Source organism: Stenotrophomonas sp. YJH_SMC_135 (genome assembly GCF_059372355.1).
Map to the genome: position 1 here is coordinate 503766 of NZ_JCAFVN010000001.1, position 13769 is coordinate 517534.

Consider the following 13769-nt stretch of genomic DNA (forward strand, 5'->3'; position numbering starts at 1 on the left):
AGCGGTCCATCCTGCAGCCCTCTCCAACGAGGATGGACCATGAAATCCCTGAAGATGCTGCTGAGGTTCGCCATTGTCGGCGGGCTGATCCTGTTGCTGCTGGTGCCGCTGATGATGATCCGCGGGGTCATCACCGAGCGCAGCCAGTACCGCGACGAGGCCTTTGCCCGGGTGGCCGACAGCCGTGCCGGCACGCAGCAGCTGGTGGGCCCGGTACGGGTGGTGCCGTGGGTGGAACGCAAGCAGGTTGAACTGGTTGACCCGCTGGGCGTCAAGAAGACCGAGATCCAGGTGACCGAGGGGCACTGGCTGCAGATGCCGGCGTCGCTGGAGGTGGGCGGCGAGATGCTGCCGAGCCAGCGCGAGGTCGGCCTGTTCAAGGTGCCGGTGTACAGCTGGAATGGCCAGTTGAAGGCGACTTTCGCCGAAGACGACTATCCGGTGAAGAACGGCCGCACCTATGGCCAGCCCTATGTGGCGCTGGGGGTTTCCGATGTGCGCGGCCTGGTGGGCACGCCGAACCTGCGGGTGGACGGCAAGCAGCTGCGGTTGCTGCCCGGCGTAGGCGTGGCCAGCGAAATCGGACGTGGCCTGCATGCGCCGGTGAGCGGTTTCGCCGCGGATCAGGGCGGCGCGCTGGCCGCCAGCACCGTTGAACTGGAGCTGCGCCTGGATGGCAGCCGCATGCTGTCGGTGGTGCCGGTGGGCGATGACACCCGGATCGCGCTGCGGTCGAGCTGGCCGCATCCGTCGTTCAGCGGCGCCTTCCTGCCCAACGAACGCCGTGTCGATGCACAGGGCTTCGATGCACGCTGGGCGGTGTCCTCGCTGGCCTCCGATGCACAGCGCCAGCTGCGCAGCGAGGGCTCGATCGATTCGCAGGCCGTGACGGTGTCGCTGGTCGATCCGGTCGATACCTACACCCAGGCCGACCGTGCCTCGAAGTACGGCGTGCTGTTCGTGGTGCTGACCTTCGTCGGCTTCATCCTGTTCGAACTGATCAAGTCGCTGCGCATCCATCCGCTGCAGTACCTGATGGTCGGCCTGGCGCTGGCGATCTTCTTCCTGCTGCTGATCAGCCTGTCCGAGCACATCGCGTTCTGGAAGGCCTACCTGGTCTCGGCCGTGGCCTGCATCGGCCTGCAGGCGGTGTACCTGGCCAACGTGCTGGGCCACTGGAAGCGCGGCCTTGGCTTCGCTGCGCTGCTGACCGTGCTGTACGGCGCGCTGTATGGCCTGCTGGTGTCGGAGAACAACGCACTGCTGATGGGATCGCTGCTGCTGTTCGTGATCCTGGCGCTGGCGATGTGGGTGACCCGCCGGGTCGACTGGTACGCGCTTGGCGCGGACCTGAAGTAAGGAGCACGCCATGAGCTGGCGCCAGGGATTGCGGCAACGGGCGCGGCAGGGCATTCCGGCCCTGCTGGAAGTGGATGCACTGCTGCAGGCACATGGCGTGCTGGCGGCCCTGCCGGGGGCACGGATCGCCCCCGGCCTGGTCCGCTTCCAGCTGGCCGCGGTGACCTGCGAGGGATTGCAGGGCAAGGGCCTGGCCTGGTTGCAGGGCGCGCGGCAGGGACGCGGTGCGCTGGCGGGGAAGGTGCCGCGCTACCGGCCATGGAAGGCCGGGGCGGAAGCACTTGCGGAAATCGGCATCGGTGGCCTGCCCGATGACTGGCCCGCGCATGCGGCGGTGTATGGCTGCAGCAGCATCGACCGGCGGCACTGGTTGCTGCTGCTGCCGGAGCGGGCGCAGCTGTGGCTGGGGTGGAGTGGGTGAGGTGGTTTGGCAGATGCGACCCAACCACTCTTCTGTGGGGGCGAACCCTGGTTCGCACGCTTCCGCGCCGCCCATGACCGATGGGACGGTATCGCGGCGCCGCTGCTGGCTAGACTCGATGGGTTGATGAGCAGGCCGGAAGGCAGGGGTGCGATGTGTTGAAGTGGGGCGTGCTGGCCGTAGCGCTGGCAATGGGTGGCAATGCAGCGGCGCAGCAGCGCGAATCAGTGGACCTGGACATGGTCAGCCGCATCCGCCAGGAGGCCTTCCACCGTTCGCAGGTGATGGACACCTTCAGCTATCTCACCGAACGCATCGGCCCGCGGCTGACCAACTCGCCGGCGATGGGCCGCGCCAACGCGTGGACCCGCGGCAAGTTCAACGAATGGAAGCTGGACAACGTCCACGACGAAGCGTTCGATGACTTTGGCCGTGGCTGGGAGTTCACCTCGGCCAGCGTGGAAATGCTGGGCGACCGTGTGCAGCCGCTGCATGCACTGCCCAAGGCCTGGACGCCGGGCACCAAGGGGCCGGTTGAAGGCGAGCTGGTGCAGGTCGAGATCAAGAAGCCCGAAGACATCGAGAAGTATCGCGGCAAGCTGCGCGGCAAGATCCTGCTGCTGGGCGAGGCCCGCGAGTACAAGCGCGGCACCGAGCCGGATTCGCATCGCCACGACGCGACCTCGCTGGAAGGCCTGCAGGCGTTCACCCTGCCGAAGGACCAGGACGCCACCGCCGAACGTGCCAAGCGGGTCAAGGAGTACCAGGAACGCCAGCAGCTGGCGACCAGGGTCAATGCGTTCTTCGTCGAAGAAGGGGCGCTGGCCTCGATCAGCATCAGCAGCTGGGACAACGGCATCATCCGCGTTGCCGGTGGTGGTTCGCGCAAGGCCGGCGAGCCGGTCGGCATCCCCGAGCTGGCGATGATCAGCGAGCACTTCAACCCGCTGGTGCGCGCGCTGAAGGCCGGGCAGACCGTGCGCCTGCGCGTGGATGTGGCCGCGCGCTTCACCGATGACGCCGACCAGCCCGGCTACAACACGCTGGCCGAGATCCGCGGCAGCAGCAGGCCTGATGAAGTGGTGATGATCGGCGCGCACCTGGATTCCTGGCACAGCGGCACCGGCGCGGCCGACAACGCCGCCGGCGTGGCAGTGATGATGGAGGCCATGCGCATCCTCAAGGCCACCGGCGCCAGACCCAAGCGCACCATCCGCGTGGCGCTGTGGAGCGGCGAGGAGCAGGGCCTGATCGGCTCGCAGGCCTATGTGGCCAAGCATTTCGGCCGGTTCCCGGAGCCCACCGACCCGGCGCAGAAGGCGCTGCCGGCGTCGCTGCGCGAGCCGACCGGTACACTGCAGAAGACCCGCGATTACAGCAAGTTCCAGGTCTACTTCAACATGGACAACGGCTCCGGCCGCTTCCGGGGCATCTACGCCCAGGAAAACCTGGCGGCGATGCCGATCTTCGAAGCCTGGCTGGCGCCGTTCCATGACGTCGGCGCCACCACCGTGGCGACCCGCAACACCGGCAGCACCGACCACATCAGCTTCGACCGCATCGGCCTGCCGGGCTTCCAGTTCATCCAGGACCGGCTGGACTACTTCACCAATGTCCACCACAGCCACCTGGACACCTGGGACCACGCCGAACCGGAAGACCTGAAGCAGGCCGCAGCCATCGTCGCCTCGTTCGCCTACAACGCCGCGATGCGCGAGCAGCCGTTCCCGCGCAAGGCGGAACCGTAAAAGGGGACGGAGGGGATTAAGTCGCATCTCCCCTCCGTTTCCCGGTTGCAGTACCCACGGGCTGGGCAATCGCGACTTAATCCCCTCCGTCCCCTTTTTCCGTCGGGGGCGGCGGGCTGGTAAAATCGGGGGATTCCCGTTCCTCGAGCCGTCCATGACCTGCCGCACCCGCTTCGCCCCCAGTCCCACCGGCTACCTGCACATCGGTGGTGCCCGCACCGCGCTGTACTGCTGGCTGGAGGCCCGCCACCGTGGCGGCGAGTTCGTGCTGCGCATCGAGGACACCGACCGTGAACGCAGCACCCAGGGCGCGATCGACGCCATCCTGGAGGCGATGGAGTGGCTGGGCCTGGACTACGACGAAGGCCCGATCTATCAGACCGACCGCGTCGCCCGCTACCGGGAAGTGGCAGAGCAGCTGATCGCCGACGGCAAGGCCTACTACGCCTACGAAACCCGCGAAGAGTTGGACGCGATGCGCGAGGCCGCCATGGCCAGGCAGGAAAAGCCGCGTTACAACGGCGCTGCACGCGAACTGGGCCTGCCGTACAAGGACGACCCGAACCGCGTCATCCGCTTCAAGAACCCGCTGGAAGGTACGGTGGTGTTCGACGACCTGATCAAGGGCCGCATCGAGATCGCCAACAGCGAACTGGATGACATGGTCATCTTCCGCCCGGACGGCTACCCCACCTACAACTTCGCGGTGGTGGTGGACGACTGGGACATGGGCATCACCGAGGTCATCCGCGGCGACGACCACATCAACAACACCCCGCGCCAGATCAACCTGTACGAGGGCATTGGTGCGCCGGTGCCGAAGTTCGGCCACATGCCGATGATCCTGGACGAGCAGGGCGCCAAGCTGTCCAAGCGCACCGGTGCGGCCGACGTGATGCAGTACAAGGACGCCGGCTACCTGCCCGACGCGCTGCTGAGCTACCTGGCCCGCCTGGGCTGGTCGCACGGTGACCAGGAGCTGTTCAGCCGCCAGGAGCTGATCGACCTGTTCGACGTGAAGGACTGCAATTCCAAGGCCTCGCGCCTGGACATGGCCAAGCTGGGTTGGGTCAACCAGCACTTCCTGAAGACCGAGGACGTGGCCGCCATCGTGCCGCACCTGGTCTACCAGCTGCAGAAGCTGGGCCTGGACGTGGCCGCCGGCCCGGCCCCGGAGGATGTGGTGATCGCCCTGCGTGAACGCGTGCAGACCCTGAAGGAAATGGCCGAGAAGGCCGTGGTCTGGTACCAGCCGCTGACCGGGTACGACGAAGCGGCGGTGGCCAAGCACCTCAAGGCCGGTGCCGAGGTGGCGCTGGGCAAGGCCCGCGAGCTGCTGGCAGCGTTGCCGGAGTGGACCGCCGAGTCGGTGGGCGTCGCCCTGCACGACACGGCCGCAGCGCTGGAAATCGGCATGGGCAAGGTCGCCCAGCCGCTGCGCGTGGCGATCACCGGCACCCAGGTCAGTCCTGACATCTCCCATACCGTGTACCTGGCCGGCCGCGAGCAGGCCTTGAAACGCATTGATGTGGCCATCACCAAGGTAGCAACGGCCTGAGGCATCCTTGCCAGGCCCGAACCGGAGAACACGCATGCCCGCCAAGACCGCCACTGCCTGTACCGCCCCGCACCACCACGTCCACGACGCATCGGATTTCGTGGCGGTGGTCGAGCGTGTCTCGCGCGAACGCGGGCTGCGCCTGACCCCGATCCGCGCCAACGTGCTGAAGCTGATCGCCGAGGCCGGCAAGCCGGTCAAGGCCTACGAGCTGCTGGAATGGGTGCGCAACGGCAAGGGCGTGGGCGCCGATGCCCCGCCCACCGTGTACCGCGCGCTGGACTTCCTGATGGCCAATGGCTTCGTGCACAAGCTGGAATCGGTGAATGCCTTCGTGGCCTGCCACCATCCCAGCAGTGCCGCGCATTCGGTGCCGTTCCTGATCTGCAACAGTTGCCACAGCGCGGTGGAACTGGAAGACCGCGAGATCGTCACCCAGCTGGAGAAGCGCGCCAAGGAGCTGGGCTTCCAGCCGCAGGCACAGACGCTGGAAGTGCATGGCCTCTGCGCGCGCTGCGCCGGCTAACGCAACGGTAGGGCCGGCCGCTGGCCGGCATTTTGGAAACGGGGTCAGATCCCTTTGCCACTGGCAAAGGGATCTGACCCCGTTTCATACCGGTGCGGCAGGGCCTGCGTCCTAGTCCATCGGCTTGGACCGGGTATCCACCCGCACGATCACCGACATGCCGGGCCGCAGCTGCTTTGCCAGCTTCTGATCCCTGTTGATCGATATCCGCACCGGCAGCCGCTGCACCACCTTGGTGAAGTTGCCGCTGGCATTGTCCGGGCGCAGCACGCTGAATTCCGACCCGGTGGCTGGGGCGATCTCCTGCACGCGGCCCCGCAGCACCTGGCCCTGGAACGCGTCCACCGAGAACGTCGCCGGTTGGCCGACCGCCATGCCCCAGGTCTGGCCTTCCTTGTAGTTGGCCACCACCCACAGCGTGTCAGGTACCAGGAACAGCAGCTGCGAACCGGCAGCGACGTACTGGCCCACGCGTACGCTGGCTTCGCTGATCTGGCCGTCGCGTGGTGCGTGGATCACCGTGTTGGCCAGGTCGATGCGGGCCAGTTCCAGCTGCGCCTGCGCGCTTTCCACCTGCGCTTCCAGGCTCTTGCGCGCGACCTGGGTCGACACCAGCGTTTCCTCGGCGATGCGGATCTGCGCCTGCGACTGCTGCACGCTGGCCTGTGCCGACGCCTGGGTGGTGCGGAACTTGTCGCGGTCGTTGATGGACACCAGCTGCTGCGCCGCCAGTTCCTCGTAGCGTTTCAATTCATTGCGCGAACGCTGCAGTTCGGCCTGGCCGGCCGACAGCGTGGCGCGGGCGGAGGCAATCTGTGCGCGGTTCTGCGCCTGTGACTGGTCCGAGTTGGCCAGCGCCGCGCGCGCGCTGTCCAGCGTCGCCTGCGCCTGGGCCACGCGCTGCGCATAGATGCGGTCATCGATGCGCAGCAGCGGCTCGCCCTGCTTCACATGCTGGAAATCCTTCACCAGCACTTCGGTCACATAGCCGTTCACCTGCGGCGCCATCACCGTGATCTGGCCGCGTACATAGGCGTTGTCGGTCACCATCACGCTGCTGGTGAACGGCCACAGGTGCCAGGCGCGCAGGATCAGCGCAATGCCCAGCAAGGCCACTACCACCATCACCACCACGCTGCGGGCGCTGGGCTTGAGGTACTTCGGCGCGACCGCAGGTTCTACCGGCGTGGCCGCGGGCGCCGCGTCGGTCGGCGGCGGTGGGGTGACGTTGTCGGTGTCGTCGGGGCGGGGCGGGACGGGAGGCATGGGAGGACTCAACGGGACGCGGCCGGCGTGGACGCGGTGGAAAGGGCGGGGTGGCGCTTGCGCCATTGCTTGAGCACGGCGGTGCGCAGCGACAGCAGCAGCAACCAGCACAGGAAGCCGATCGCCAGCCAGCCGCTCAGCGTGAACACGTCATTGAAGCCACGCACGTTGGCTTCGCGGCGCGTGGTCTGCGCCAGCTGCGCGCTGCCCTGCGCACTGCGCAGCACCGGGTCGGTGATCTGCGCAGCGTACAGCTGCTGCTGGATGCGCAGCCGTTGCGCGACCACCGGATCGGCCGGATCGAGCTGGCTGGTCAGCGCGCTGGAATACAGCTGCTCGCGATGCAGCTGGAAGGTCCCCAGCACCGCCGAACCTGCCAGGCCACCCAGGGTCTGCGTGATCGACAGCGTCACCAGGAAGGTGATCATGTGGTCGACGCCCTGTTTCAACGCGGCGGAGATGCCGAGCATGATCAGTGGGCCCATGAACATGCCGGCACCGACCGAGGCCAGGAACTGGCTGGCGTAGAAGTCGTGCGGCCGGTCCAGGCTGGTGCGGTGCTGGTCGAAGAACGCGGCGGCGCCCAGCAGCAGGATCGCCATCAGCAGCTGCGCGATCAGCCGCTTCGGCCCGAAGGTGAGCGAGGCGCCGGCGATGCCGACGATCACCCCGGCCAGGATCACTACGAACAACGGCCGCATCTGGTCAGGCCCCATGCCCAGCGTGCGCATCAGGTTGACCACGCCGTAGGACTGCTCGGTGGTCAGGAAGCGGATCAGGAACGCGCCGACGATGAAGTGCAGCACCGGCAGCTTCGACAGCCAGCGGATCTGCAGCAGCGGATTGCGCCGGTAGTGTTCGATGATGAAGGCGGTGGTGGACAGCACGATCGAGGCGACCAGCGCCCAGCCCAGCCATGGGGTGTTGAGCCACCAGCGCGTGTAGCCCTGCGCCAGTACGATCACCAGCAGCGCGACCGCCGGCGCGAGCAGGGCGAAAGTGAGGAAGTCCAATGGCTCGAACGCCTTTACCTGGATGCCCGGCGGCAGCTTCAGCACCACCACTGCCGCGAACGCGCACAGGGCCAGGCCGGCTTCGAAGGAGTACAGCTGGTGCCATTGGCCGGTATCGACCAGGCCTGGTGAAACGATCCAGGCGATCGGCACCGCCAGCTGCGACAGGCCGACACCGACCACCAGGAGATTGCCGGTAAATCGGCGCGGCAGCGCCTGCAGCATGTACAGCGTGCCCAGCGTCGAACAGGCCGCACCCGCGAAGCCGCTGGCGGCTCGGGTCAGCATCGTGGTCTCGAAGCTGCCGACGAACAGGTGCAGCACCGCCAGCGCCGCATACAGGCCCAGGCCGATCTCGGCGAACAGGCGGATGCCGTACTGCTGGCGGAACTTGAAGGCCAGCAGGTTGGCGGTGACATTCACCATCGCATACGCGGCCACCAGCCAGCTGCCCTGGGTCGGAGTGAGCGCCAGCTGGCCCTGCAGGAACGGCAGGTTGGCGGTGACCAGCGCATTGCCGAGGCCGCCGGTGATCGCCACCAGCAGTGATACCAGCGCATAGGCCGCGCGCCGATACGGCGGGTGCCAGGGCATCGATGCCGAACCGGGCATGGTCGGCTTTTCGTGCTCCTCCCAATCCGGAACCGGCTTCAGATACGGCTGGACCATCAACGGGCCTCGCTGGCAGCTCCCTGGAGACCCCCACGCAGCAGCTGCAGGGCACGCCCGGCCAACTGGGCGCGCTCGTCGCGGGTCTTGCCGCGCAGGGCCGCACCCAGCATGCCCGAGATCAGTGAAATATCCGTCTTTTCCAGGTCGTCACGGCACAGCCCGGCGGCCTTGGCGCGCGCGATCGGTTCCTCCAGCAGGTCGCGCACGGTCTCGCGCGCGGCGCGCATGGACGGCACGTCCGAATCAACCGCACGCCAGTAATCGGCCAGTGCCGGCGAATCGATGATGCGCTGGGCCATGCCCTCGAACACCTCGAACAGGGCGTCATCGCGGTCACCGAGCTGTTCGACCTGGCGCCGGATGCGGTCGACCGTGCGCTGCAGCAGCGCCTGGATCAGCGCGGTGCGGTCGGGGAAGTTGCGGTACAGGGTGGCGCGGCCCACCTGGGCGCGTTCGACCACCAGATCCAGCGGGGCGGTGACGCCATGTTGGCCGAAGACATGATCGGCGGCGTCGAGGATGAGGGCACGGCGGGCAGCAGCATCGGCACGTTGAGCGGTCATGGAATTATTTTCGGACAAAAGTGTCCGATTGGCGAGACTTTGAGTGACGGGATTGTCCGGTTGTTGTCGTACGCACACCTTTGTGACGGATGCGTGATGGCGTGGGACGGAATGAAAACGGGGGCCCGAAGGCCCCCGTTCAATGCGGTGGTGCCAGAGCCCTTTCCTTCGGAAAGGGATCCGACCCCGCCGTGCGCGATCAGAAGAACGCGCGGATCCCGAATGCGACTCCACGGCCTGGCAGCGGCGAGTAGTCGCGCAGCAGCGAGGTATGCGGGCGCACTTCGCGGTTGGTCAGGTTGCTGCCATCCAGGAACACCTCGTAGCTGTTGCCCGCGTTGCGATCCCAGCGGTAGGCCAGGTGCGCGTCGACCAGCGTGTAGCCGTCGCTCGGGGCTTCGTTCTGGGCAACGTCCTTCTGGCGGCTGTAACGCACCGCACCGACCGAGGCGCGCCAGCCGTCCTTCGACCAGCGCAGGTCGGCACCCACGCGGGCCGGGGCGATACGCGGCAGGTAGCCGGTGTTGGCCAGCTCCACGCTGTAATTGTGGTTGTGGTCGCCGTGCGGCACGGCGATGTCGAGGTTGCGGCTGCCGCTGCCATCCAGCTTGGCCTTCACGTAGTCGCCGAACAGGCGCAGATCCCAGTCACCGGCGCCACCCTCGAACAGGTGCACCAGCGCTTCGGCCTCGGCGCCGCGGAACACCGCGTCCTGCTGGGTCCAGGCGCGGACCGGCAGGCCTTCGGTAACACCGGTGTCGGCGAGGTAGATGAAGTCCTTGAACTTGGTCTGGTAGACCGACGCGGAGAAGTCCAGGCGATCGCTGTGGGTATGGATGCCCAGTTCGACGCGCTGGCCGCGCTCGGTTTTCAGGTTGGCGTCGCCGATCTCCAGCGAGCGGGTGGCGATGTGCGCGCCGGCGGCGTACAGCTCTTCGTTGGTGGGTGCACGCTCTGAGCTGTCCACGCCGATGCGCAGGTCAACGGCATCGTTGAGCTTCCAGATACCGGCGGCAGACAGGTTGGTGGCACCGAACGTGCGGCGACGGTAGTCACCGGTCGGGTCCAGCTTGACCTGGTCGTGGCGGCCACCCAGTTCCAGCTTGAACGGGCCGAACTGCTTTTCCTGCAGCACGAACAGGCCGATGTTCCTGGTGCCGGTATCCGGTACGAACGCCTCTTCGCCCTTGGCGCCGAAATCGCTGTTGCCGAACTGCAGGCCGAACGCGCCGTCCCAGCCGCCGATCTGCTGCTGCACGGCTTCCAGGCGCGCTTCGATACCACGGTTGGTGAAGCGCGTCGACGGCGTGCCGGCCTCCAGCTCCACGTGCTCGTAGTCGGTGTAAGCCACGCGTGCGTTGATGTTCTTCAGGAACGAGACCGGGTTGTAGATGCCGGCCTTGGTCTCGAAGCGGTTCTGCACCATGTCGATGCGCACGTCATGCTCGTCGCCGCCTTCCTCTTCATCGCCGTGGTCGTGACCGTGGTCATGGCCATGGTCATCACCATCGGCATGCACGTGCGCGCCGTTGGGAATGCCGTAGTTGGTGCGATAGGTGCTGGCCGACACACCGAAGTAACCACCGTCGCCCAGCCACGTTGCGCCGACGCCGCCGGCGCGGGTGCGGATCGAACTGTTGTCCAGGCGGCCGCGGCGCGGTTCTTCGCCCTCGGCTGCGTCGTGATCATGGTCGTGATCGTGGTCATGGTGGTCTTCAAGGCTGTCGATCACCGCGTAGCCGGGAATGCGGTAGTCGTCGCCATTGCGCACCAGGCCATCCACGTGCAGCACGACGTTGCCGCTGACACCATCGAGGCGGAACATGCCGCTGCGCTCATTGTTCACCGAGTTGCCGCGCAGCTCGGCGCGGCCGCTGAGCGGGCGCTCCGGCAGCTCGCGCGCGATGCGGCCATCCACCACATTGACCGCACCACCGATGGCGCCGCTGCCGAACAGCAGCGTGGCCGGACCCTTCAGCACTTCGATCTGGTCGGCCAGGAACGGCTCGATGCTGGTGGCATGGTCGGCGCTGACCGTGGAGGCGTCCATGTTGCCCATGCCATTGGACAGCACGGCAACGCGCGGGCCTTCCTGGCCGCGGATGATCGGGCGGCCGACGCCGGGGCCGAAGAAGGTGCTCTGTACGCCGGGCAGCTTGGCCACGGTATCGCCCAGGGTGCCGGCCTTCTGCTCGTCCAGGCGCTCACCGGCCAGCACGTCCACCGGGCGCGCCAGGGATTCGGCATCGCCCTGCAGCGGCGACGCGGTGACCTGTACCGAGGAGAGTTCGGTCAGGTGGCGGTCACGATGGGAGGTGTCCTGGCCGGCTGCAAAGGCGACGGACGGCAACAGGGCGGCGAGGGCCAGGGCCAGGGAATGCGGCTTGAGCCGAGGGGTGTGGGCGGGCATGGGCAGGTCCTTTGTTACAATGTATCAATCGCAGGGCGCACGAATCCCGTCGAGGGGACCGGGGGAGGGGAAACCGTGCGGTTCGGAGAGGGATGTTATATTATTCCATAACGATTCGCCGACCCTGCTGGAAGTCATGTCCCTGTCCTCACGCCTGCGCCACCTGCTCGACCGTTTCGGTGCCACTGGTTCGATGCTGTGCGCAGTGCATTGCGCGGTGATCCCCGTGCTGCTGGCGGCGGCGCCGTCGCTGGGCCTGTCGTTCTGGCTGAGCGATGGCGTGGAACAGGCGCTGGTGGTGTTCGTGACCCTGCTCGGGCTGTTCAGCCTGGTCTGGGGCTATCGCCGCCACGGTGCGCTGCGTGCGCTCGGCTTCCTGATCCCCGGCCTGGTCGCGCTGTGGGCCGGCGTGCTGTACGACCCGCTGCACCACAATGCGGTGCCGCATGCGGTGGTGATGACCATCGGCGGCCTGCTGGTGGGCGTTGCCCACCTGGTCAACCTGCGCCTCAACCACGGCCACGTGCACGACGCAAGCTGCGCGCACTAGGCACGCCGTGATAGGATTTCCGATCGTGCGCGGGGGCGCCCAGCAAGGCGGCCCCGCCGAACCCGTGTCAGTACGGGGTAACCAGATTTCACACTTGAGGAGTTGAAGACATGGGTAAGGGTGACCGCAAGACCGCCAAGGGCAAGCGCTACAACGCCAGCTACGGCAACGCCCGTTCGCACACCGCGAGCAAGGTCGCCGTAGGCGCCGCCGCCCCGGTTGCCAAGAAGACCGTGGCCAAGGCTCCGGCGAAGAAGGCCGTGGCGAAGAAGGCCGTCGCCAAGGCCTGATCAGGCCGACCGACCGGTCCAAGGAAAACGCGGCGCCTGGCGCCGCGTTTTTTTATGCGCGTTCCTGCAGGGCCGAGCCCATGTTCGGCTGGCGTAATGCAGCCGAGCATGGGCTCGCTCTACAGGGAATTCAGCGCAGGGTCTGCTTCAGCGTTTCCGGATTGCCATCGTTCGGCGCGGCCGGCACCTGCAGCAGGTGGGCCAGCAGCGGGTAGACGTCGACATTGTCGAATCCGTCGATCACCAGGCCCTGGCGGAACGACGGGCCGCTGGCCACGAACACCGCACGCATCGACGGCAGGGCATTGTCGTAGCCGTGCGAGCCACGGTCCTGCTTCGCGCGCTTGGCGATCTTCTCGCGGTGCAGCGCATCCCATCCTTCATCCATCGCACAGACGATGGCCGGAACCCGCGGATGCGTGCCGTAGTGCCAGCGCGCCGGCAGGTTCTCCTTCTTCCAGCACTCGTAGTGCGCATGGCGGCCGAGCAGGGCGCGTTCGGCCTCTGCTTCGCGGCCTGCGACCGGCGCGAAACCCACCGACTGGCCCTGGCTGACGTTGCGCGCGATGGACGGGTCGGCCATCGATTCGGTGGCGATCACGTGGCCGTCGGCGACGCTGGCCATGCCGTGGTCGGACACCACGATCACATTGGTGGTGGCGGCCAGGCCGCGCTGCTGCAGGCCGTCGAGCACCTGCCCGACGATCAGGTCGGCGCGTGCGATGGCGTCGGCGTACTGCTTCGACCCGGGGCCGTAGTTGTGCCCGGCCTTGTCCACGTGCTCCATGTACAGCGTGGTCAGTCGCGGGGCATCGGCGTCGGTCTGTGCCAGCCAGTCGAGCACGATACCGGCACGCTGCTCCAGCGGTTCCTTGCCGTCGTAGATGCGCCACTGGCTGGGGCGCACACCACGGATTTCCGATTCACTGCCCGGCCACGACGTCGTGGCGGTGCGCACGCCGGCGTTCTCGGCGCCGACCCAGATCGGTTCACCGCCCCACCAGGCACTGGTGGTGACGGCCTCGCGGTTGCTCAGCTCGAAACGGCCCAGCGCTTCATCGTCCATGCTGTTGTTGACGATGCCATGGTGGTCCGGGCGCAGGCCGGTGACGATGGTGTAGTGGTTGGGAAACGTCAGGGAAGGATAGGACGGTGTCATCCAGCGGGCGCGCACGCCGCCGTCGATCATCCGCTGCAGGTTCGGGGTCAGCCCGCGGTCCAGCGCATCGGCGCGCAGGCCGTCGATGGAGATCAGCAGCAGCTTCGGCGGTGCGGCCGATGCGACGGACGTGGGAACGGAGGCGGTAGGGGCAGGCGCAGTGGTGCAGGCAGCCAATGGCAGCAGCAGCGCCAGCGAACAGGTCAGGCGTACGGAAGTCATCCGTGCATGATA

Annotated in this window: 12 protein-coding genes; 7 read left to right on the forward strand and 5 right to left on the reverse strand. The window is 67.0% G+C overall.

Annotated elements, in window-relative coordinates; genetic code table 11:
* The first annotated feature begins 39 nt into the window (after positions 1 to 39).
* The 5 genes from creD (at position 40) to AC5P98_RS02555 (ending at position 5612) form a co-directional block, all read left to right on the forward strand.
* Positions 40 to 1359 carry a cell envelope integrity protein CreD gene (creD, locus tag AC5P98_RS02535; protein ID WP_032961974.1) on the forward strand — a complete coding sequence of 440 codons (1320 nt, stop codon included), beginning with the start codon at positions 40 to 42 and terminating at the stop codon, positions 1357 to 1359.
* Between the two features lie 10 nt (positions 1360 to 1369).
* Positions 1370 to 1780, forward strand: a complete 411-nt coding sequence (locus AC5P98_RS02540) for a hypothetical protein (RefSeq protein WP_014646449.1) — start codon at positions 1370 to 1372, stop codon at positions 1778 to 1780.
* A 155-nt stretch (positions 1781 to 1935) separates the two neighbouring features.
* The gene (locus AC5P98_RS02545) at positions 1936 to 3528 is read left to right on the forward strand and encodes a M20/M25/M40 family metallo-hydrolase (RefSeq protein ID WP_049408852.1); all 1593 of its coding nucleotides are present in this window, start codon (positions 1936 to 1938) and stop codon (positions 3526 to 3528) included.
* 154 nt (positions 3529 to 3682) lie between these two features.
* Positions 3683 to 5086 (forward strand): glutamate--tRNA ligase, encoded by a 1404-nt coding sequence (gene gltX / locus AC5P98_RS02550; RefSeq protein ID WP_032961970.1) that lies wholly within the window; start codon positions 3683 to 3685, stop codon positions 5084 to 5086.
* A gap of 34 nt (positions 5087 to 5120) precedes the next feature.
* Positions 5121 to 5612 (forward strand): Fur family transcriptional regulator, encoded by a 492-nt coding sequence (locus AC5P98_RS02555; RefSeq protein WP_004150412.1) that lies wholly within the window; start codon positions 5121 to 5123, stop codon positions 5610 to 5612.
* 111 nt (positions 5613 to 5723) lie between these two features.
* Here the strand turns inward: AC5P98_RS02555 and AC5P98_RS02560 are convergent, their stop codons facing one another.
* The 4 genes from AC5P98_RS02560 to AC5P98_RS02575 form a co-directional block, all read right to left on the reverse strand.
* Positions 5724 to 6878 (reverse strand): HlyD family secretion protein, encoded by a 1155-nt coding sequence (locus tag AC5P98_RS02560; RefSeq protein WP_014646452.1) that lies wholly within the window; start codon positions 6876 to 6878, stop codon positions 5724 to 5726.
* 8 nt (positions 6879 to 6886) lie between these two features.
* Positions 6887 to 8560: an MFS transporter gene (locus AC5P98_RS02565; protein WP_032956775.1), complete on the reverse strand. Its 1674-nt coding sequence runs from the start codon at positions 8558 to 8560 to the stop codon at positions 6887 to 6889.
* Positions 8560 to 9126 carry a TetR/AcrR family transcriptional regulator gene (locus tag AC5P98_RS02570; RefSeq protein ID WP_014646454.1) on the reverse strand — a complete coding sequence of 189 codons (567 nt, stop codon included), beginning with the start codon at positions 9124 to 9126 and terminating at the stop codon, positions 8560 to 8562. Before AC5P98_RS02570 ends, AC5P98_RS02565 begins: the two co-directional genes overlap by 1 nt.
* 199 nt (positions 9127 to 9325) lie before the next feature.
* On the reverse strand, positions 9326 to 11536 hold the full coding sequence (locus tag AC5P98_RS02575; protein ID WP_032956779.1) for a TonB-dependent receptor: 2211 nt from the start codon (positions 11534 to 11536) through the stop codon (positions 9326 to 9328).
* 136 nt (positions 11537 to 11672) lie between these two features.
* Between AC5P98_RS02575 and AC5P98_RS02580 the strand changes: the two genes are divergently transcribed.
* Together AC5P98_RS02580 and AC5P98_RS02585 are read left to right on the forward strand one after the other, a co-directional pair.
* Positions 11673 to 12086 (forward strand): MerC domain-containing protein, encoded by a 414-nt coding sequence (locus tag AC5P98_RS02580; protein ID WP_008264835.1) that lies wholly within the window; start codon positions 11673 to 11675, stop codon positions 12084 to 12086.
* A gap of 110 nt (positions 12087 to 12196) precedes the next feature.
* Complete coding sequence (locus AC5P98_RS02585) at positions 12197 to 12376, forward strand: 30S ribosomal protein THX (RefSeq protein WP_004150462.1); 180 nt, start codon at positions 12197 to 12199, stop codon at positions 12374 to 12376.
* A gap of 130 nt (positions 12377 to 12506) precedes the next feature.
* On the opposite strand, the gene AC5P98_RS02590 is transcribed toward AC5P98_RS02585, so the two are convergent.
* On the reverse strand, positions 12507 to 13757 hold the full coding sequence (locus AC5P98_RS02590; RefSeq protein ID WP_046429675.1) for an alkaline phosphatase family protein: 1251 nt from the start codon (positions 13755 to 13757) through the stop codon (positions 12507 to 12509).
* Between the last annotated feature and the right edge of the window lie 12 nt (positions 13758 to 13769).

What these genes read in the sequence shown, in the direction of transcription:
- gltX (WP_032961970.1), top strand. Translation starts at nt 3,683, where the DNA reads ATGACCTGCCGCACCCGCTTCGCCCCCAGTCCCACCGGCTACCTGCAC.
- AC5P98_RS02560 (WP_014646452.1), bottom strand. Translation starts at nt 6,878, where the DNA reads ATGCCTCCCGTCCCGCCCCGCCCCGACGACACCGACAACGTCACCCCA.
- AC5P98_RS02540 (WP_014646449.1), top strand. Translation starts at nt 1,370, where the DNA reads ATGAGCTGGCGCCAGGGATTGCGGCAACGGGCGCGGCAGGGCATTCCG.
- creD (WP_032961974.1), top strand. Translation starts at nt 40, where the DNA reads ATGAAATCCCTGAAGATGCTGCTGAGGTTCGCCATTGTCGGCGGGCTG.
- AC5P98_RS02565 (WP_032956775.1), bottom strand. Translation starts at nt 8,560, where the DNA reads ATGGTCCAGCCGTATCTGAAGCCGGTTCCGGATTGGGAGGAGCACGAA.
- AC5P98_RS02570 (WP_014646454.1), bottom strand. Translation starts at nt 9,126, where the DNA reads ATGACCGCTCAACGTGCCGATGCTGCTGCCCGCCGTGCCCTCATCCTC.
- AC5P98_RS02585 (WP_004150462.1), top strand. Translation starts at nt 12,197, where the DNA reads ATGGGTAAGGGTGACCGCAAGACCGCCAAGGGCAAGCGCTACAACGCC.
- AC5P98_RS02555 (WP_004150412.1), top strand. Translation starts at nt 5,121, where the DNA reads ATGCCCGCCAAGACCGCCACTGCCTGTACCGCCCCGCACCACCACGTC.
- AC5P98_RS02575 (WP_032956779.1), bottom strand. Translation starts at nt 11,536, where the DNA reads ATGCCCGCCCACACCCCTCGGCTCAAGCCGCATTCCCTGGCCCTGGCC.
- AC5P98_RS02590 (WP_046429675.1), bottom strand. Translation starts at nt 13,757, where the DNA reads ATGACTTCCGTACGCCTGACCTGTTCGCTGGCGCTGCTGCTGCCATTG.
- AC5P98_RS02580 (WP_008264835.1), top strand. Translation starts at nt 11,673, where the DNA reads ATGTCCCTGTCCTCACGCCTGCGCCACCTGCTCGACCGTTTCGGTGCC.